At 67.8% G+C, this 16679-nt stretch carries 18 protein-coding genes; 4 read left to right on the top strand and 14 right to left on the bottom strand.

Translation table 11 applies throughout. The features are described from left to right. Positions 1-304 (bottom strand): hypothetical protein (locus J4E04_RS04545; protein ID WP_490149971.1); only part of this gene is annotated, 304 nt, incomplete at its 3' end. Positions 305-409: 105 nt separating this feature from the next. Here J4E04_RS04545 and J4E04_RS04540 point away from each other — a divergent pair. Together J4E04_RS04540 and J4E04_RS04535 are read left to right on the top strand one after the other, a co-directional pair. After that, positions 410-907, top strand: coding sequence for a DUF3558 family protein (locus J4E04_RS04540; protein ID WP_490149970.1), 498 nt, complete (start codon positions 410-412; stop codon positions 905-907). Positions 908-1030: 123 nt separating this feature from the next. Further along, positions 1031-1243, top strand: coding sequence for a hypothetical protein (locus J4E04_RS04535; RefSeq protein WP_490149969.1), 213 nt, complete (start codon positions 1031-1033; stop codon positions 1241-1243). Positions 1244-1246: 3 nt separating this feature from the next. Here the strand turns inward: J4E04_RS04535 and J4E04_RS04530 are convergent, their stop codons facing one another. From J4E04_RS04530 to J4E04_RS04480, 11 genes are all read right to left on the bottom strand, one after another. Beyond that, positions 1247-2512 carry a glycoside hydrolase family 183 protein gene (locus J4E04_RS04530; protein ID WP_490149968.1) on the bottom strand — a complete coding sequence of 422 codons (1266 nt, stop codon included), beginning with the start codon at positions 2510-2512 and terminating at the stop codon, positions 1247-1249. A 258-nt stretch (positions 2513-2770) separates the two neighbouring features. Continuing rightward, complete coding sequence (locus J4E04_RS04525; RefSeq protein ID WP_490149967.1) at positions 2771-3172, bottom strand: DUF6992 family protein; 402 nt, start codon at positions 3170-3172, stop codon at positions 2771-2773. Between the two features lie 26 nt (positions 3173-3198). Then, positions 3199-4386 carry a CaiB/BaiF CoA transferase family protein gene (locus tag J4E04_RS04520; protein WP_027504762.1) on the bottom strand — a complete coding sequence of 396 codons (1188 nt, stop codon included), beginning with the start codon at positions 4384-4386 and terminating at the stop codon, positions 3199-3201. After that, on the bottom strand, positions 4383-5849 hold the full coding sequence (locus J4E04_RS04515) for a dihydroorotase (protein ID WP_222649674.1): 1467 nt from the start codon (positions 5847-5849) through the stop codon (positions 4383-4385). The genes J4E04_RS04520 and J4E04_RS04515 overlap by 4 nt, the downstream gene beginning before the upstream one ends. A gap of 12 nt (positions 5850-5861) precedes the next feature. Further along, entirely contained in the window at positions 5862-7229 is a 1368-nt protein-coding gene (locus tag J4E04_RS04510; RefSeq protein WP_490149966.1) for an FAD-dependent oxidoreductase, read from the bottom strand. Next, positions 7226-7858, bottom strand: coding sequence for a hypothetical protein (locus tag J4E04_RS04505; protein WP_056442076.1), 633 nt, complete (start codon positions 7856-7858; stop codon positions 7226-7228). Before J4E04_RS04505 ends, J4E04_RS04510 begins: the two co-directional genes overlap by 4 nt. A 28-nt stretch (positions 7859-7886) precedes the next feature. Next, positions 7887-8591, bottom strand: coding sequence for an ABC transporter ATP-binding protein (locus J4E04_RS04500; RefSeq protein WP_056442074.1), 705 nt, complete (start codon positions 8589-8591; stop codon positions 7887-7889). Next, positions 8588-9307 carry an ABC transporter ATP-binding protein gene (locus J4E04_RS04495; RefSeq protein ID WP_197027740.1) on the bottom strand — a complete coding sequence of 240 codons (720 nt, stop codon included), beginning with the start codon at positions 9305-9307 and terminating at the stop codon, positions 8588-8590. The genes J4E04_RS04500 and J4E04_RS04495 overlap by 4 nt, the downstream gene beginning before the upstream one ends. Further along, entirely contained in the window at positions 9304-10347 is a 1044-nt protein-coding gene (locus J4E04_RS04490; protein ID WP_027504756.1) for a branched-chain amino acid ABC transporter permease, read from the bottom strand. The genes J4E04_RS04495 and J4E04_RS04490 overlap by 4 nt, the downstream gene beginning before the upstream one ends. Then, positions 10344-11327, bottom strand: coding sequence for a branched-chain amino acid ABC transporter permease (locus J4E04_RS04485; RefSeq protein ID WP_027504755.1), 984 nt, complete (start codon positions 11325-11327; stop codon positions 10344-10346). The genes J4E04_RS04490 and J4E04_RS04485 overlap by 4 nt, the downstream gene beginning before the upstream one ends. After that, on the bottom strand, positions 11324-12544 hold the full coding sequence (locus tag J4E04_RS04480; RefSeq protein ID WP_490149965.1) for an ABC transporter substrate-binding protein: 1221 nt from the start codon (positions 12542-12544) through the stop codon (positions 11324-11326). Before J4E04_RS04480 ends, J4E04_RS04485 begins: the two co-directional genes overlap by 4 nt. A 244-nt stretch (positions 12545-12788) precedes the next feature. Here J4E04_RS04480 and J4E04_RS04475 point away from each other — a divergent pair, with 244 nt between their 5' ends. Both J4E04_RS04475 and J4E04_RS04470 read left to right on the top strand, forming a co-directional pair. Continuing rightward, positions 12789-13589 carry an IclR family transcriptional regulator gene (locus J4E04_RS04475; RefSeq protein WP_222645593.1) on the top strand — a complete coding sequence of 267 codons (801 nt, stop codon included), beginning with the start codon at positions 12789-12791 and terminating at the stop codon, positions 13587-13589. Positions 13590-13597: 8 nt separating this feature from the next. Further along, positions 13598-14410, top strand: coding sequence for an HpcH/HpaI aldolase/citrate lyase family protein (locus J4E04_RS04470; RefSeq protein ID WP_222645591.1), 813 nt, complete (start codon positions 13598-13600; stop codon positions 14408-14410). Here the strand turns inward: J4E04_RS04470 and J4E04_RS04465 are convergent. Further along, positions 14407-15822 (bottom strand): MmgE/PrpD family protein, encoded by a 1416-nt coding sequence (locus tag J4E04_RS04465; RefSeq protein WP_490149964.1) that lies wholly within the window; start codon positions 15820-15822, stop codon positions 14407-14409. The two genes, J4E04_RS04470 and J4E04_RS04465, sit on opposite strands and share 4 nt — an antisense overlap. Then, positions 15819-16631: a cyclase family protein gene (locus J4E04_RS04460; protein WP_056442061.1), complete on the bottom strand. Its 813-nt coding sequence runs from the start codon at positions 16629-16631 to the stop codon at positions 15819-15821. The genes J4E04_RS04465 and J4E04_RS04460 overlap by 4 nt, the downstream gene beginning before the upstream one ends. Positions 16632-16679 lie beyond the last annotated feature (48 nt).

The raw sequence follows: 16679 nt of genomic DNA, 5'->3' as shown, positions 1-16679 counted from the left end.
GGTGGGTGGGGGGCGGGCGGGTGCCGGCGCGCACTGCGCGGCAGTACGCGCTGGACGTGGCCTGCGCACGGTGCTGGGCGGTGAGCGGATGGTGGTGCTCGCTTGTCCGCGCACGCTCCGGTCGGGTGCGCCGGTTGTGGTGAGCGGGGGTGCTGACGGTCGCGCGGATCGGCGCGTCGGTCGGCGCCGCAGACGCGCACCGTGCAGCAGTACGCGCAAGTCCGTGGCCTGCGCGCAGTGCTGGAAGCTGCGCGGCCAGCGGTCGCGGCGGATCCGAGCACCGTTCGGACACCCGCGCCAACATGTCTCACAACGATGCTGGCAAAGAACGTGGACCGCGCGCGGCTGACCAGAATTCGCGCGGATCGCGCATGGGAACCGCCGGGCCGCTGACCGCGTCCAAGTTCGAGTGCGATGGATTCGAGGTGGGGTGGCCGTGGCTGCGCTCGTGTTCTGCGGCGCCTGCTCCCCCGGCGTCTCGGGCGAACCCGTCGCGGAGCTGTGGGATCCGTGCACCATTCCGAGTGACGCTCTCAGGAAGGCCGGGGTCGATCCCACGATCAGAGGAAACGATTACTTAGGCGTCGTGCGGCCTGACTGGAAGTTGTGCGCATTTCGCCAAGATTGGTTCTATCTGACACTGCAAACAACCACGCAAACCGAGCAAGACGTTTCCCTCGGTGCCGGCTGGTCCCTACATGGAGACAGAACGATAGCCGGTAGGACCTTCGCTCAGTACTCGAGTGCGGATGCCGTGGCTGACGACGCCTGCAACATGGTCACCAGCTACTCCGACGGACTCCTGCTACTCACCGTTGACACGGCCGCAGATGACGAACCCGGCCGCGATACATGCGCTCGCCTTGAACAACTCACTGAAATCCTGCTACCCGCTCTCCCGAGATAGGTCTACGTCGCCGTGAACGAACTGAATGCACTCTCGATCACCCCGGATGCCGCATCACGTTGTGCGGACGCATGCACACGGTTCAGCGCAGATCTGGCCGACGTGCTTAATCTCGTCGACCGTATGCCCCAGGTGACGCGGTTCGGCACCCTCCCCTCCGGCCTGGCGCTGGCGCGCAAGTACTCCGAGCTCGCGGTGGGTGGGCCGGGGTCTTTGTCGACCTTGCTTCAGGCGCACATCGCGATCGCGTCGTCGCTCGCCGACACCTTCACCGAGATGGGTCGGAACTACGAGTCCACCGACAGCGAAGCGGCACAGAGCATCACGCCGAAGTAGCCGTCACTTCAGCGCATCGAGATCCGTCTTCAACAGCATCACGTTGTAGTCGGACCAGCGCGAGGCAGTGAAGTACAGGTCACGCCCACTCGACTTCGGGTGGATGTACGGGGCGTAGACGCCGCCGATGGTCTCCGCCCGCCCGAGCAGAGTTGTCATCGGGCTCCACGGTCCCTGCGGATCCGTGGCGGTGCGGGCGACGATGGAGCCCTGGTTCTCATCGCCGTAGAGCATCACGTACTTCTTCAGGTACGCGTTCCACGAGACGCTGAGCTCGCTGACCGGTTCGTCGACGACCTTCTTCGCATCGGCGACATCGGTCGACCACGGGCGCGCGACATCACCGGTGGAATACTCGTACTTCGTCAGATCGAGGATGTCCGCCGGTTGCACACGGGCGAGAAAGGCTGCACCGAAACGGCCGTTGGGCGTTCCGAACTGGTACAGCCAGCCGTCGGGACCCTTGGCGTATGCGTTCATCTGGAATCGGCCGTTGGCCTCGTTGACCTGAGCGACACCGGGAATCGTGACGCCCTTGTTGACGCGAATGGTCATCGGGTCCGTCGTCCAGCTCTGCCCGTTGTCCCTCGACGTCGCGATGGCCGAGAAGTTGGTGACCCACCGGCCGGGCGCTCCCCAACTCTGCACGGACATGTAGTTCAGGTACTGCACACCGTCGATGGCGATGGCAGCCGTCGGGATGGTGGTCACCTCGATCTCCGGCAACCGCAGCGTCGGGACGATCTGCTCGGCGTACCGAGGCGTCGCCGGCAGGACGACGGAGCCGGACGCGCTGTCGCCGGGAACGGCGTCGGGAACGGTGATGCCGTCGGAGAGGTTGTCGTCGCTGGACCGCAGCAGCAGGTTGTTGCGCCACTGCTGCCCGTTCACCGAGCAGTTGCCGAAGGAGTCACCGAACGCCATGAGCGTCTGGCCTGCGCCGTTGTCCCAGCTGATGCCGAGATCGGTACCCGAGATGCCGAAACGGTCGTACGTGTTGTTGGCGCTGAGAGGTCCGGTCACCCACCCCACGGACTGTGTGTTCCCACTGCGGATCGGGGCGAGCGGCTGCTGAGTCCCGCGCGGGTTGCTGCCCCCGCCGCCACTCGATCCGCTGCTACCGAAGAAGCCGCCCAGCAGAGACGAGCCGGGGCCACCGAGACCACCGCACGGTTCCGCGGACGCGACCGGTGCCGACAGCACACCCAGACCGCTGGCCACCAACGTCAGCGCGGCCCCCACCGCGATCTGCCGACTTCGTGCTCGCATACTCCGACCCCCACCGATCGACTGTGTGACTCACGTGACTCATGTGACTGATGTGGTGAGTGTTACCGAAAAGTGGGCATGCCGCAACAAATGCATGTGTCGGTACTTGACAAATGAGAATTACACGGTGGGTATTTCAGCCGCACAATGAGGGCGGCCGGTGCGCCCCCGACGGACGCACCGGCCACGAGGCCCACGTCGGTCCGCGGACTCCACTCCAGTGTGCCCCTCTGACCGGACGGTATGCCGAGTCCTGAGTCACAAGCGTTTCGCGTGCACGCTGTCGAGCACCAGAAGAGCCGCACCCTGCACGACGACGGCGGCACCGTGCCCGGAGGACTGCTGCGGCGTCACCCTCCCGCCGAAGGTGGGCCGGTGGTACAGGAGATGTGCACCCAGGGCGACATAGACGACGTCGAGTCCGGTGTTGATCCACAAGGTCTTCCGCAGCTTGTCGGCCGCAACCTCGGTGGACCGGGCCGCCCCGATCCCGGCGATGGCGACATCGATGGCACCCCAGCCCGCGGTCTGGATGCCGAAAGCACGGACCGCGGGAGAGCCGCCGCCCAACGCTGCGGCGGCACCGACCGCGACACTGCCGCCGCCCCACCAGAGAAGCCGTCGACCGAGATCCTTCGCGACACTGTGTGCTGACGTCATGGACACCAGTGTGCCCACTCGAGCGGTCAGACGATGCCGGTCTCGTGCAGGGTGCGCACCTCGTCGTCGCTGAGACCGAGCTCAGCGAGCACGGTGTCGGTGTCCGCGCCGTGCGGACGTCCGGTGTGGCGGATGCTGCCAGGGCTCTCCCCCATGCGCCACATGACGTTCTGCATGCGCACCGGCCCGAGAGCGTCGTCCTCGACCGTGGTCACCATCTCGATGGCGTTGACCTGCGGATCGTCGAGCAGCTCGCTCGGCTTGTAGACGGGGGCGACCGCCGCGCCGGCCTCCTCGAAGGCCGCGATCACCTCGTCGCGCGTGCGCTCGGCGATCCACCCACCGACGTATCCGTCGAGCAGGTCGGCGTGGGCCGCGCGCTGACGACCCGTCGCGAACCACGGCTCGTCGAGAACCTCCGGGTGACCGACGAGGCGGAGAACGCGTTCGGCGATGGAGTTGGCACTGGTGGAGATGGCCAGCCAGTGCTCGTCCTTGGTCCGATAGAGATTGCGGGGCGCGTTGTTGCTCGACCGGTTACCGGTGCGCTCCTGGTCGATGCCCAACTGGTCGGCGTAGATGATGCCGGGCCCGACCGCCGTCATGATGGGGCTCAGCAGATCGAGATCGATCTGCTGGCCTTTACCGGTCTTCGTCCGGTGCAGCAGGGCCATCGAGACCGCCGACGATCCCGCGATACCGGCCAGCGAATCCGCCAGACCGAAGGCGGGAAGCGTCGGCGGTCCGTCGGCCGAGCCGGTGAGGTGAGCGAACCCGCTCATCGACTCGACCAGAGTGCCGAACGCCGGCCTCGTCGAGTAGGGACCGGTCTGGCCGAAACCGGTGACACGCAACAGAATCAGACCCGGATTGATCTCGGACAGCACGTCGTAACCGAGGCCCCACTTCTCGAGGGTGCCCGGCCGGAAGTTCTCCACCACCACGTCGGCGTCCGCGACGAGCTTGCGGAAGACGTCGGCCCCCTCGGGCTTGCCGAGGTTCAGCGTCATGCCGCGCTTGTTGCGGCTGACCATCGTCCACCACAACGGGTGCCCGTCCTTGTCCAGGCCGTGACCGCGCATCCCGTCGGGCTTGGTGGGGTGCTCGATCTTGACGACGTCGGCACCGAAGTCGCCGAGGATCTGGGCGACCAGCGGACCGGCGAGGATCGTGGACGCGTCGAGAACGCGAATTCCCTCCAGGGGCCCGGTCACTTGTAGGGCCTGTGCAGGTAGCGGCCGGTGGGCTCCCCCGCGACAGCGCCGTTGTCGAGTACGCGGTGGCCACGCACGAACGTGTCGGTGACCTTCGCGCCGAGTTCGAAGCCCTCGAAGGGGGTGTACTCCTGCGTGGACTCCGAATCCTCGGGACGCACCGTCCACGTGTGATCGGGATCGACCAGTGCCAGGTCGGCGTCCATACCGACGGCGATCTCGCCCTTGCCCGGAAGTCCGTAGCGACGAGCGGGATTGAGCGACGTCAGCTCCGCGATGCGGCGCCAGCTGAGTCCACGCTTGCGGCCCTCGCTGACCAGTCCCGGCAGCAGGTACTCGGCGCCGCCGAATCCCGACTTGGCCGCGAAGATGTCGCCGCGGTCCTCGGCGAACTTCTTCTCGTCCTTGCAGCACGCGTGATCGCTGACCACCCAGTCGATGTCGCCGCCGAGCAGGTGCTCCCACAGGGCCTCGACGTCGTCGCGCGGGCGCAGCGGCGGGTTGACCTTGCCGCCCAGTCCGTAGGCGGTGTCGATGTCGGCGAGCAGGTGACCGATGGTCACCTCGCGACGGAAGTTGACGTGCGGGAACGCCTTCGCCATCCGCATGGCGGCAGTGAGGGCCTTGCGGGAGGAGAGGTGCAGCAGGTTGATGTTGGGCAGCTGCGTCTCGTCGGCGAGGAACGACGCGATGGTGACCGCGAGCCCCTCGGAGTGCGGCGGACGCGAGGCGCTGTACGCCGCGAGGCCGGTGAGCGTTCCCTCCTCCTCGACGAGCTTGGTGTAGGCGCTCATGATCTCGGCGGTCTCGCAGTGCAGCGAGAGCGAGATGTGATCGGCCTTGTCACCGAGCTGCTCCCGTGCGGCCTGGATGCCGCGCATGACGAACTCGAAGTGTGCGAGGTCGTAGCGCTCGCCCTCCGGCGTCATGAGGAATTCGCTCTGGTCGGTCGAGCGCCCGTGCAGCCCGTGGCTGCCGTAGAACATGAAGATCTTGAACGACGTCACACCGTGATCGGTGATGAGCGAGGGGATCTCGGCGATGTGCTCCTTCGACATCGGCGCGAGGTGGTACGCGTAGTCGACGAACGGCTTGCCCTCGGTGGCCTCGAGCACCGTCGGGAACACGTCGGCGTACGAACCACCGGTGTTCATGTAGTACTGACCGGTGCGCATGTAGGACAACGAGGTGGTGACACCGCCCTGCACGCAGGCCCTGGACTCGGTGTAGGCGTCCTCACCCAGCGGGTTGTAGATGCCCCAGTGTTGGTGCGCGTCCACCACTCCGGGGAACGCGACCTTGCCGGCGGCGTCGACGACGGTGTCGGCGCTCGACGGATCGATCCCCGCCTCGATGCGGGTGAACTTCCCGTCCTCGATCAGCAGGTCGAGGAATTCGCCGTCCTCGGGATGATCGGCGCCCGGACGTACGACTCGGGCATTGGTGATCAGAAGCTTCGTCATGACAATCCTTCTCTAGTGATGAGTACCGGCCACGACATCTGCGGCCAGATAAGCGAGTCCGAGTGCGGGCAGCAATCCGTTGCCGGCGAGGTACCCCGCGGCGCCGTGGCCCGAGATGCCCATCGCGGCGCCGCCGGAGGCGAACAGTCCCTCGATCGCGGTGCCGTCGAGTCGCAGGACCCGAGCGTTCCCGTCGACCACGAGACCGCCCTGGGTGTGGAACAGCGCGGGGACGATGCGGATCGCGGCGTACGGCCCGGTGAGCTCGTGCTCGAACGAGGTGCGCCCGTGCGGGTCCGACTCCTCACCCCGCGCGTACCTCTCGACGGCCGCGAGTTCGTCGACGACGGCATCGGCGGGGAGCCCCAGCGCGTCGGCCAGCTCGGCCGGCGTGTCCGCCCACACGACGGCGCCCGAATCGACCGTCTGACGAAAGTCGGTGAAGGACAGGCACTTGTCGTGGATGTCGCGGTCGATGACGATGACGCCCTCGGACTCCGGGCGGGCCGCGAGATGGGCGGCGTACTCGGAGTAGCCCGTCGTCTCGTCACCGAAGCGTCGTCCCGTGAGGTCGAGGACGACGCCCCCGTGCATGACGGTGGCCCACCCGACCAGAGTCGACGCCTTCTTCGACAGCGCCGCATGCCCCTGGTACGCATCGAGATACGCGGTCGCGGCGCCGAGACGGTCACCGATGGTGAGCGCGTCTCCGCGGGAATGCTCGCTGCCGTGGTAGCGAGCCTGCGCGATCTCGGGGACGTGGGTGGCGACCCGCTCGTGGTCGCCGCCGTACCCGTTGGTGGCCAACAGCACCGCGTCGGTGGGAATCGTCTCGGTCGACCCGTCCGGGAGCGTGATCACCGCGGCGGTGACGCGACCGTCGTCGACGCGGACGTCGGTCAGCCGGGCCGGTGCCAGAACGTCGATGCGCGGCTCCGCCGTCACCGCGCGCACCAGGTGCTCGAGCAACACGCTTCCGTGCCGACCCTCGACGGTGTGGCAGCGCAGTGCCGAGTGACCGGGGTAGGCGAAATCGGTGACCAGCGACAACGGCACCTCGAGGTGATCCGCCATCCATTCGACGAGTGGCGCGCTCACGCGGGCGAGGGCTCCGGCGAGCTCTGCGTCGGCCGTGCCCTTCGTCTTGCGGAGCACGTCCTCGACGAACGTCTCCGGGGAGTCCTCGATGCCCGCCTCACGCTGCCAGCGGGACCCCGCGCCGGGGATCATGGCCGTCGACATCGCGGTGTTGTTGCCGCGCTTGAAGTGGTCGCTGGCCTCGACGACCAGCACGTCGAGTCCGTGCTCGGCGGCACGCAGCGCGGCGATCAGTCCGCCGCCGGCGCCGGCGACGATCAGATCGGGTCCGTCCGCGCTCACGATGCCGGCTCCAGCTCGTCGCGCAGTGCGAGCAGGCGCAGGGCGGTGGCCGTGGGATCCACGACCAGCGGTGAGGTTCGCGGCCCGGTGAGATCGACCGCCGAGCACGCGTTGATGGCCACCGAACACGTCAGCGCACGAGCGTGGACGGTGACCGCGTCGGCCCAGGCCCGCGAATCCGCGATGTCGTCGAACGACAGGTCCATGACGACGGTCGGCTCGGCGGGGATGCCGTAACCCGCCACGCGGCGGTCGAGTTCGGCAGCGATGGCGGCATTGCGGGCGAGGGCGCCGAGGCGGTGGCCCTGCGAGGCGTAGAACGACGCGGTGAGTCGCGTCAGTCCGTACAGGGGACGCTCGAAGGAGTCCGCCTCCTCCGCACACGGATCGAGCACGCAGTCGGGCAGGTATCCGTCGAACTCGTCCGGATCGGACGCGCGGAAGGCGGCGGCCAGCGCCACTTCGGACGCTCGGACGTCGGCCTCTGTGTCCAGCGCGCGCGGAGCATCGGGACCGATGTTGCGCAGGACGACGGACACGCCCACCGGGCTCAGTGCGTCGTACCGCTCCTGACGTCGCCGGAACTCGGCGAAGTCGACATGGATGGGGGTGTATGCGAGCAATCGCACGGGGAAACTCCTGACGAGAGGTGCGGCATCAGATGCCGAGGTACGCAGCCTTGACGCGATCGTCGTGGGCGAGCTCGGCTCCCGTACCGGTGAGCACGATGGATCCGCTCTCGATGACGTAGGCGCGGTCGGAGATCGCGAGTGCCTGTGCGGCGTTCTGCTCGACGATCAGCACGGTCACCCCGGTCTCGCGGATCCGCACGATGGCCTCGAGGACTTCGGCGGCGAGCTTCGGCGCCAGGCCGACGGACGGTTCGTCGAGCGTGAGCACACGCGGCTTCGACATCATGGCGCGGCCGATGGCCAGCATCTGCTGCTGACCGCCGGACATGGTGTCCGCGCGCTGGGTCCGCCGCTCGGCGAGAATGGGGAACAGATCGAAGACGCGGTCGAGCGACTCCTTCGTGGACCCGCGCTTCTGGGTGTACGCGCCCATCTCCAGGTTCTCGGAGACCGGCAGCGAACCGAAGAGTGCGCGGTCCTGGGCGACGTGCACCAGTCCCGACCGGACGATGCGATCGGCGCGGTTGCCACTGATGTCGCTGCCGTCCAACATGATGCGGCCCTTGCTGGGCGTGACCAGACCCGACAGGGCGCGCAGCGTCGTGGTCTTGCCGGCGCCGTTGGCTCCGATGAGAGAGACGATCTCGTCCTTCTCCAGATGCATCGTGACACCGTGCAGGATCTCCAGTCGCCGGTAGCCGGCGTGCAGATCGTCGATCTCGAGCATCATGCGGTCTCCTCACCCAGATAGGCCTCGACGACGCGGTGGTCCTCGATGACGGTGCGCGGATCCCCCGCTGTGAGGACCGCGCCCTCGTGCATGACGACCAGACGCTCGGACAACGCCATGACCGCGGCCATGATGTGTTCGACGAACAGGACCGTCTGCCCGCCGCTGTGCAGGGAGCGCAGCAGCTCGATCATCGGCGCACGTTCCGCCGGAACGAGTCCGGCGAGCACCTCGTCGAGCAGGACCACCCGCGGTTCCATGGCAAGAGCGCGGGCCAGCTCCAGGCGCTTGAGTCCGGCCGTCGACATCGTCGACACCGTCCCGCCCACCTGGTCGGAGAGCTGCACCCGGTCGAGCACCTCGAGAGCGTGCCGACGCGCGTCCTTCCGCGACTTACGCTTGGACAGTGCGGCGATGGTGACGTTCTCGAGAACGGACATCGACTCGAACGGCCGCATCAACTGGAACGTACGCACCAGACCTGCGCGGGCGATGCGGTCCGCGGGCCACCCCGTGATGTCGGTACCGTCGAAGATCACGCGACCCGACGTCGGCGGCTGCTCGCCGGCCAACAGCGAGAACAGAGTGGTCTTGCCGGCGCCGTTGGGGCCGATGATGCCGAGAAACTGCTCGTCCGGGACGTCGATGCTGACGTCGCGCACCGCGTGGATGCCCGAGAACGACTTGCTGAGATTCTCGATACTGAGGACGCTCACTTGCGCCACCTCTCGCGAATCGTGCCGAAGATCCCCTTGGGCAGGAAGATCACGATCAGGATGAGAATCACCGAGTAGACCGCCACGTCGAGTCCGATGGATCCCTGGAGGAACTCGAGGAACGCAGGCGGGTTGCGCAGCAGCTCGTTGATGAGTTCCGACAGCGGCCCGATGACCGCGGCGCCGAGCACCGGCCCCCAGATGGTTCCGATGCCGCCGATGACGGCCGGGACGATGGCCTCGACGGACACCGCGGATCCGAATGCCTGCTCGGGGCCCACGAAGAAGTAGTACTGCACGTAGTACACGCCGGCCACGGCCGTGAGGGCGCAGCTCGCCGCGACCGCGATGAGCCGGTACTTCATCGTGTCGATGCCGAGAGAGGCTGCCGCGGTGGCGTCGTCGCGGATCGCCTGCACGTACTGCCCCGGCCGGGACCGGACGTAGAAGATGGTGCCCAGCACCGCGAGCGCCAGGATCACCAACGGGATCCACAGGTAGGTGGCACTGCCCTTCTCGAACTGCAGCATCCACCACGAATCACGCGGCAGGATCGGCACGTTGAAGCCCTCGGTCTTGTTGAAGACCTCGAGATTCTGCACGAGCAGCAGGAACATCTGTGCGAAGGCGAACGTCGCCAGGGCGAAGTACGACCCGGCCAGCCGGTAGCGCAAGCACAGGTAGGCGATGGTGGTGCCCACCGCGGCGGACACCACGGCGCCGACGAGCATGGAGATCCACGGCGAGATGCCGTGCTCCACCAGCAGATACGCACCGGTGTACGCGCCGATGCCGAAGAACGCCGCGTGACCGAAGCTGAACATGCCGCCGAAGCCGCTCATGAGGTTCCAGCCGACGGCCATGATCGCGAAGATCAATGTCCGGACCGCGACCGTCTGCGCCTGCTCGCCGAGCACGAGCGGGAACGCGGCGACGACCACGAATCCGATGACGAGCGTGAGCAACTGGCGTCGCAGCCAGGAGTCCTTCAGCCGCGTGTCGGACGCGGAGTCCGTCGAGACATCCGTCGTGGTGGTCATCGGCGTCCTCCGTACAGACCTTCGGGCTTGAGAAAGAGCACCATGACGAACACGGCGAAGACGAGGATCAGCGATCCGGTACCGGGGAGGTACAGGGCGCCGACCGTCTGGACCAGACCGATGACGATGCCGCCGACCATGGCTCCGACGACACTGCCGAGACCGCCCAGCACCACGATGACGAAGGCGAGAATCGTGAACTGCTCGCCCACCGACGGGGTGAGAGACGTGAACGGTGTCATCAGTCCGCCGGCGACGGCCACGCAAGCCGCGCCGATACCGAACGTCAGCGCGTAGACGCGGCCGATGTCGACTCCGACGAGCTTGGCGCCCTCCGAGTTCGACGCCACCGCGCGGATCGACAACCCGAGGCGCGTGCGTTCGAGCACCGACTTGAGCGCGATCGCCACGACCGCGGCACCGACGAACGCGAGCACCCGAGGCCAGGCCGCGACGGTGCCGAGGATCGAGATCGATCCGTCCACGGGCGCCTCCACCGACTTGGGCCGACCACCGAAGACCATGAGGAGCACGTTGATGATGAGCAACGACAACCCGAGTGTCACCAGTAGCGGACCCTCGTGGCTCCCGCCGATGGTGAGCTTGGTGAGCAGGGTGGCCTGCACGATCATGCCGAACACGAACATCACGGGGACTGCGAGAAGCGTTGCCACGTAGACGGGCAACCCCGCCGTAGACAGCGCGTACACGATGTACATCGCCAGGGTGAGCATCGCGCCCTGGGCGAAGTTCACGATGCCGAGCACACCGAAGATGAGTGTCAGGCCGACCGAGATCAGCGCGTAGACCCCGCCGAGCAGCAGACCGGACACGATGGCCTGGCCGACCAGACCCTGGTCCTTGCCGCCGACGAAGAAGATGACGGCGAGGATCACCACGAGCGCTCCCCCGACGGCGACGCCGGGATTCACGGCGCGCCGGGTCTTCTCCGTGGCCGCGCTCTCGGCGACGACCGTCACCGGCCCGCTCCCGCGGGGAACTCGATGGCCTCGGTGGCGAACTCGTCCGGGAAGACCTGGGTGACCTGGCCGTCGCGCACCTGCATCACGATGACCGTCGCGTTGGAGTTCTGACCGGTCTCGTCGAACTGGATGGGACCGGAGAAGGCGAGCAGCGGGTCGTCGATGGTGACCCCGGAGATGGCCTCGCGCAACGCTTCCGGATCTGCGTCGGCGCCGTCCTCGAGTCCGGCCGCGATGACCTCGACGGCCTGGTACGACAGCATCGCCGCCGTCTCCATCGGACGGCCGTACTTCTCCTCGAAGCGCGAGCGGATGTCGTTGACTCGATCGCTGGTGGCATCGAAGTGGTAGTTGGCGGACAGCACACCCTCACCGGCGGTGCCGGCGGCAGCCGGGAAGGAACTGTCGTCGAAGGCGCCGTTGGCGATGCCGTAGACACCCTTGACGTCGACATTCAACTGCTCGACGGCCTTCGCGATCAGCAGACCGTCCGGGTAGTAGCCCGTCGCGACGATGACGTCGGGGTTGGAGACCGCGGCCTCGCGCACCTGCGTCGTGGCGTCGGAGAAGTTGGTGGCCGGGTACGTGATCTCCTGCACCGAGGAGATGCCCTGGTTCGCGGCCTCCTTCTCGAAGGCGTCGAACACGCTGTCACCGAACGAGCCCTCGATGTGCAGGTACGACACGCGATCGATCGGCTGGCCGGTCTGCTCCTCGATGGCCGCGAGCGCCTTGGCGCCGTCGGTACCCATGCTGGAGGCATTCGGCTGGATACGGAATGCGTACTGGTACCCCTGGTCGAGGATCTTGTCGTCGACCGCGACGTCGATGACCAGCGGCACCCGCGAGCGCTCGGCGACCGACGCGACGTTCTGCGTCACGTCGCTCTGATAGGTGCCCACCAGTGCGACCGCGCCGTCGTCGATCAGACGCTGCGCCTCACTCTGGCCGACCTCCGCCTTGCCCTGGCTGTCACCGGTGACGAGTTCCAGTGGACGCCCCTCGAGCGAGGAGATGCCGCCGGCACCGTTGATGTCCTCGACGGCCAGTGCGGCACCGTCGTTCATCAGTCCACCGACACCGGCCAGCGCACCGGTGGTGGGGTGCACGGATCCGATCTTGATGGGACCCGAACCGTCCGATCCGGACGAGGATCCACACGCAGCCGTGCCCAGAAGGGCCACTGCGGCGAGCACGCCTACGACTTTTCTCATGATTGGATCTGCCTTCCGCGCCGATCGAGGCGCCGAGTCTCGGGAAACCGTGTGACCGAAGGACACGGCCTGTGTTCCGCTCAGCGCACCACTTAGTGGGTGGCTATTCCCTGCAGTACTGAGTATTACACGCATCACTGGGTCAGAACAGGCTCTTTGATGACTTTCTTGTTACGGGTATGGTTCGCTCAGCGGAACGCGCCGAAGCCGCGCACGTACTCAGCGAATGTGGAAGGTTGGCCCCATGGCCGCAACTACCAGCTCGACCGGCACCGACTCCGCGTCGACGGGAACCGAATCGGCGGATCGGGTGGCCGACGTCCTGCTGTCCTTCGCGCAGTCCGACCGGGCACTGGGTGTCACGGAGCTCGCGCGCCGCCTGGACCTGAGCAAGGCTGTGGTGCACCGGATCCTGCAGTCCCTGGCATCGCGCTCGATCGTGCAGCCGGTGGCGGGCGAGTCCACCTACTCCCTCGGCCCGGCGGCCATCGGACTCGGCACGAAGGCATGGAGCCAGCTCGACGTCCGTTCCATCGCCGCTCCCATCCTGCGCCGACTACGTGCGCAGACCCTCGAGACGGCGACGTTGTCCGTCCTGGTGGGGCATCGGCGGGTCTACCTGGACCAGTACGAGAGCCCGCAGGAGGTGAAGATGGTGGTGGAGATCGGCCCGCAGTACCCGCTGCACTCCGGCGCCTCGAGCCGCGCCATCCTCGCGTTCCTTCCGCCGCACTACGCGCACGAGGCCTTCGAGGAGCTGCGGGGCAGCACTCCGGACGCCGACGAGACGACGTTCCTGGCCCGGCTCCAGGAGATCAGGGACACCGGCTACGGGACCTCCATCAACGAGCGCAACACCGGCGCCGCCTCCATCGCCGCCCCGTTCTTCGACGCGGCCGGCCACGTGCTCGGCTCGGTCAGCTCCTCCGGACCGGCCTTCCGCTACTCCTCCACCGCCGACGACGATCACGTGGCGCACGCCGGTCAGGTGCTGGCCGCCGCGCGCGCGATCACGCAGAGCCTCGAAGCGCGGGCCGCCCGATGACCCGCCGCATGCCGCGCTCGTTCCTCTACGTGCCGGCCGTGAAGCCCGCCTTGTTCGACAAGGCCGTCTCGGGACCGGCCGACGCCGTCATCCTCGACCTCGAGGACGCGGTCCCACTCGCGCAGAAGGACACGGCGAGAACCGATGTCGCGCAGTGGCTGGACCGTCCGCGCGACGGTGGAGCGCAGGTGTGGGTTCGTGTGACACCCGAGTTCCTCGCCGAGGACCTCGCCGCGGCGGCGCGCCCCGGCGTCACCGGGATCATCGTGGCCAAGTGCGGGGCGGCCTCCCTCGCGGAGGCGGACGAGCGACTCGGAGACGCGGACATCGCGATGGTGGGTCTGGTGGAGACCGCGGCCGCCCTGCGCGGCCTGACCGATCTGGCGAGCAGTTCCCGACTGGTGACCGTCGGCATCGGCGAGGTGGACCTGCTGGCCGATCTGCGGATCACCCGCGCGGCGGACACCGAGCACGTGGTCGACGCCATCCGCGCGGACATCGTGATCGGCTGCGCAGCAGCGGGTCTGGAGGCACCGATCGCACCGACCTCCACCGAGTTCCGCGACCTCGACGCATTCGTCACCACTACCGCGCACTTCGTGCACATGGGCTTCCGCTCCCGCACCGCGGTGCATCCCGGTCAGGTGCCCGTGATCAACGATGCCCTGACACCGGCGGCGGACGACGTGCGCCGGGCCGAGCGCCTCGTCGACCTGTTCGACCGGGCGGCCGGCGGGCCCACGGTCGACGACGACGGACGCTTCGTCGACGAAGCCGTGGTCCGCGGCGCCCGGGAGATCCTGGCCCGGGTCCGACTCTAATTCCCCAGAGTACGAATCGAATCGAACAGCACGCCCGGGTCCTCGAGGTCGGCGAGGCCGGCGCACTGCGCTGCGAAGGCGTCGGCTGCCTGCACGCTCAGCAGGCCGTCGACGTTGGCCGTGAACTTCGCTCGAACGTCCTCGAACGACAACGGCCGCTCCGGTCCGCCGCGCGTGGTCAACACCTCTTCGACGACGGTGGTGCCGTCGCTGAGATGCGCCGTGAGAACGGCCGGGAACTGGTGCGGGAAGATGGCGTCGCACTGTGCGTCCGGGACGACGTCGACGCGTGCCATGATGTCGCGACGCTCCGTCGACGTGGCCTTCTCGTCGGTGTAGTCGTCCAGTACCGCACCGAGTCCACCGCCACCGAGCATGCCCACCGCCACCGCGTAGGGTCCGCTGAACTGAGCCATGTACCCGGTCTGCGGGGTGCGCTTGACCTCGATGGGTTCGCCGATGGTCCGGAGGTTGGCAGCGGGGACACCGAGGACGAACCGCTCGACGTCCGCGGGCGTGATGCCCCGATTCCGCAACGCCGCCGCCGCATCGAGAGCCGCGTGCGTGAAGTGGTTGGCCGGGTAGGGCTTCACGAAGAGACCCGGCGCGGCCCAGGTGCTGCCCAGGCCGTCGGTGATCTCGGCGGCGCGTCCGCTCTGGTGCAGCCACGCCTGAAAGAATCCGAACCTGCCCTCGAGCACCGTCGGCGGTCCGGTGATGCCGTGCCGAGCGAGACCGGCCGCGGACACGCCGGAGTGCGCCGCCCACCCGCAGTGCATGCGCTTGACCGTGCCACCGGTGCGGTTCGCCTCGATGATGCCGGCCGCCATCGACGCCGCGATACCGAGCGTGTCGACGATGCCGTCGGCCGAGGCGCCGCCGATCACCGCGGCAGCGGCCGCACCGCCCATGGCTCCACAGATGGACGTGGCGTGCTGCCCGTTCTCGAAGAACACCGAGTTCTTCGTCTTCGGATCGAAACCCGCCATGCCGAGGCGGACACACACCTCGAGGCCGATCGCAATGCCGCGCACAAGGTCCCGGCCGGAGGCACCGTGCTGCTGCGCCGCGGCGAGTGCGGCCGGTACCACCGACGCGCTGGGGTGCAGTACCGAGGGCAGGTGGGTGTCGTCGAAGTCGAGGGAGTGCGCGAGCACCCCGTTGACGAAGGCCGCGAGGGTAGGCGGGAGGTTCTCCTTCACGCCGACGGCCGAGGCGACGGCCCGGCCGCCCTGCTCCCGCGCCCACGCGGTGGCCATCGCACTGGTGTCGAGTTCCGTGGCCGCGATCGCGATCCCGAGCGTGTCGAGGACGCGGAGCCCGATGCTGTCGACCACGTCGACAGGCAGATCGTCGAACGAGTGCTCCACCGCGAACTCCGCCAGCGTGCGGGCGAGTGTGGACTCGGTCATGCCGACACCACCGCAAGGGGGCGCACCGGCGATCCCGTGGCGCCGAAGATGTTGAGCGGCACCAGGACGAAGGTGAACTCGTACGTCCGGGTGCGTGCGAGCTCCTCGAGATCGAGGGCCTCGATGATGTAGATGCCGCTCTCCACCAGCAGGACTCGGTGAGCGGGGAGCAGCGCGTGGCCACCGCCCGGCGCGAGGCGTTCGAAGGCGATGGTGTCGGCGCCCGCGGCGTGCACCTCTCGGGACGCGAGCCACTGCGCGCCGGGCTCGCCGACGCCGGGAACCCCGGACGGACCACCGACATAGGGCTGACCCTCGTCGAACAACTGCGCCCACCCACTGCGGATCAGCACGACGTCGCCGGCCGACACCTCGACACCCTGGGCGGCGCAGGCGGACTCGAGGTCGTCGACCGTGATCTCGTCGCCGCCCTCGAGTCGCTCGGTTCCGCGCACGGCCGGAATGTCGAGCAGGATGCCGCGGCGGATCATCGGCGCGATCGTGTGCACACCGAGCTCGACGTACTTGCCACCGACACCGGCCTCGGCCGCGTCGACACCGCCATGCATCTTCCCCTCGTGGGAGACGTGGGCGAGCGCGTCGATATGGGTGCCGACATGCGTTCCGGTGGTGATCATGTCGTTCGCGGCGCTGCCGCCGTCCGACCGGGTCATGTCACCGTGCCGACGCGGAAGCGTGTGCCAGAACTGCGGGTGATTCGGCGACTGCGGCATACCGACCCGCAGCTGGCGTCCGAGATCGACCGTGCGTACACCGGCCGTGACGGCCTCGAGAAGTCTGTCCGACATGGCTCGATTCTCTCCTCTGGACTGGGGTTCACGGCGAGCTGTGTTCCG

The sequence above is a fragment of the Rhodococcus sp. NFXS4 genome (assembly GCF_058139645.1).
Note: the sequence above shows the minus strand (reverse complement) of the source record. Positions and strands in the feature narration are given on the sequence as shown.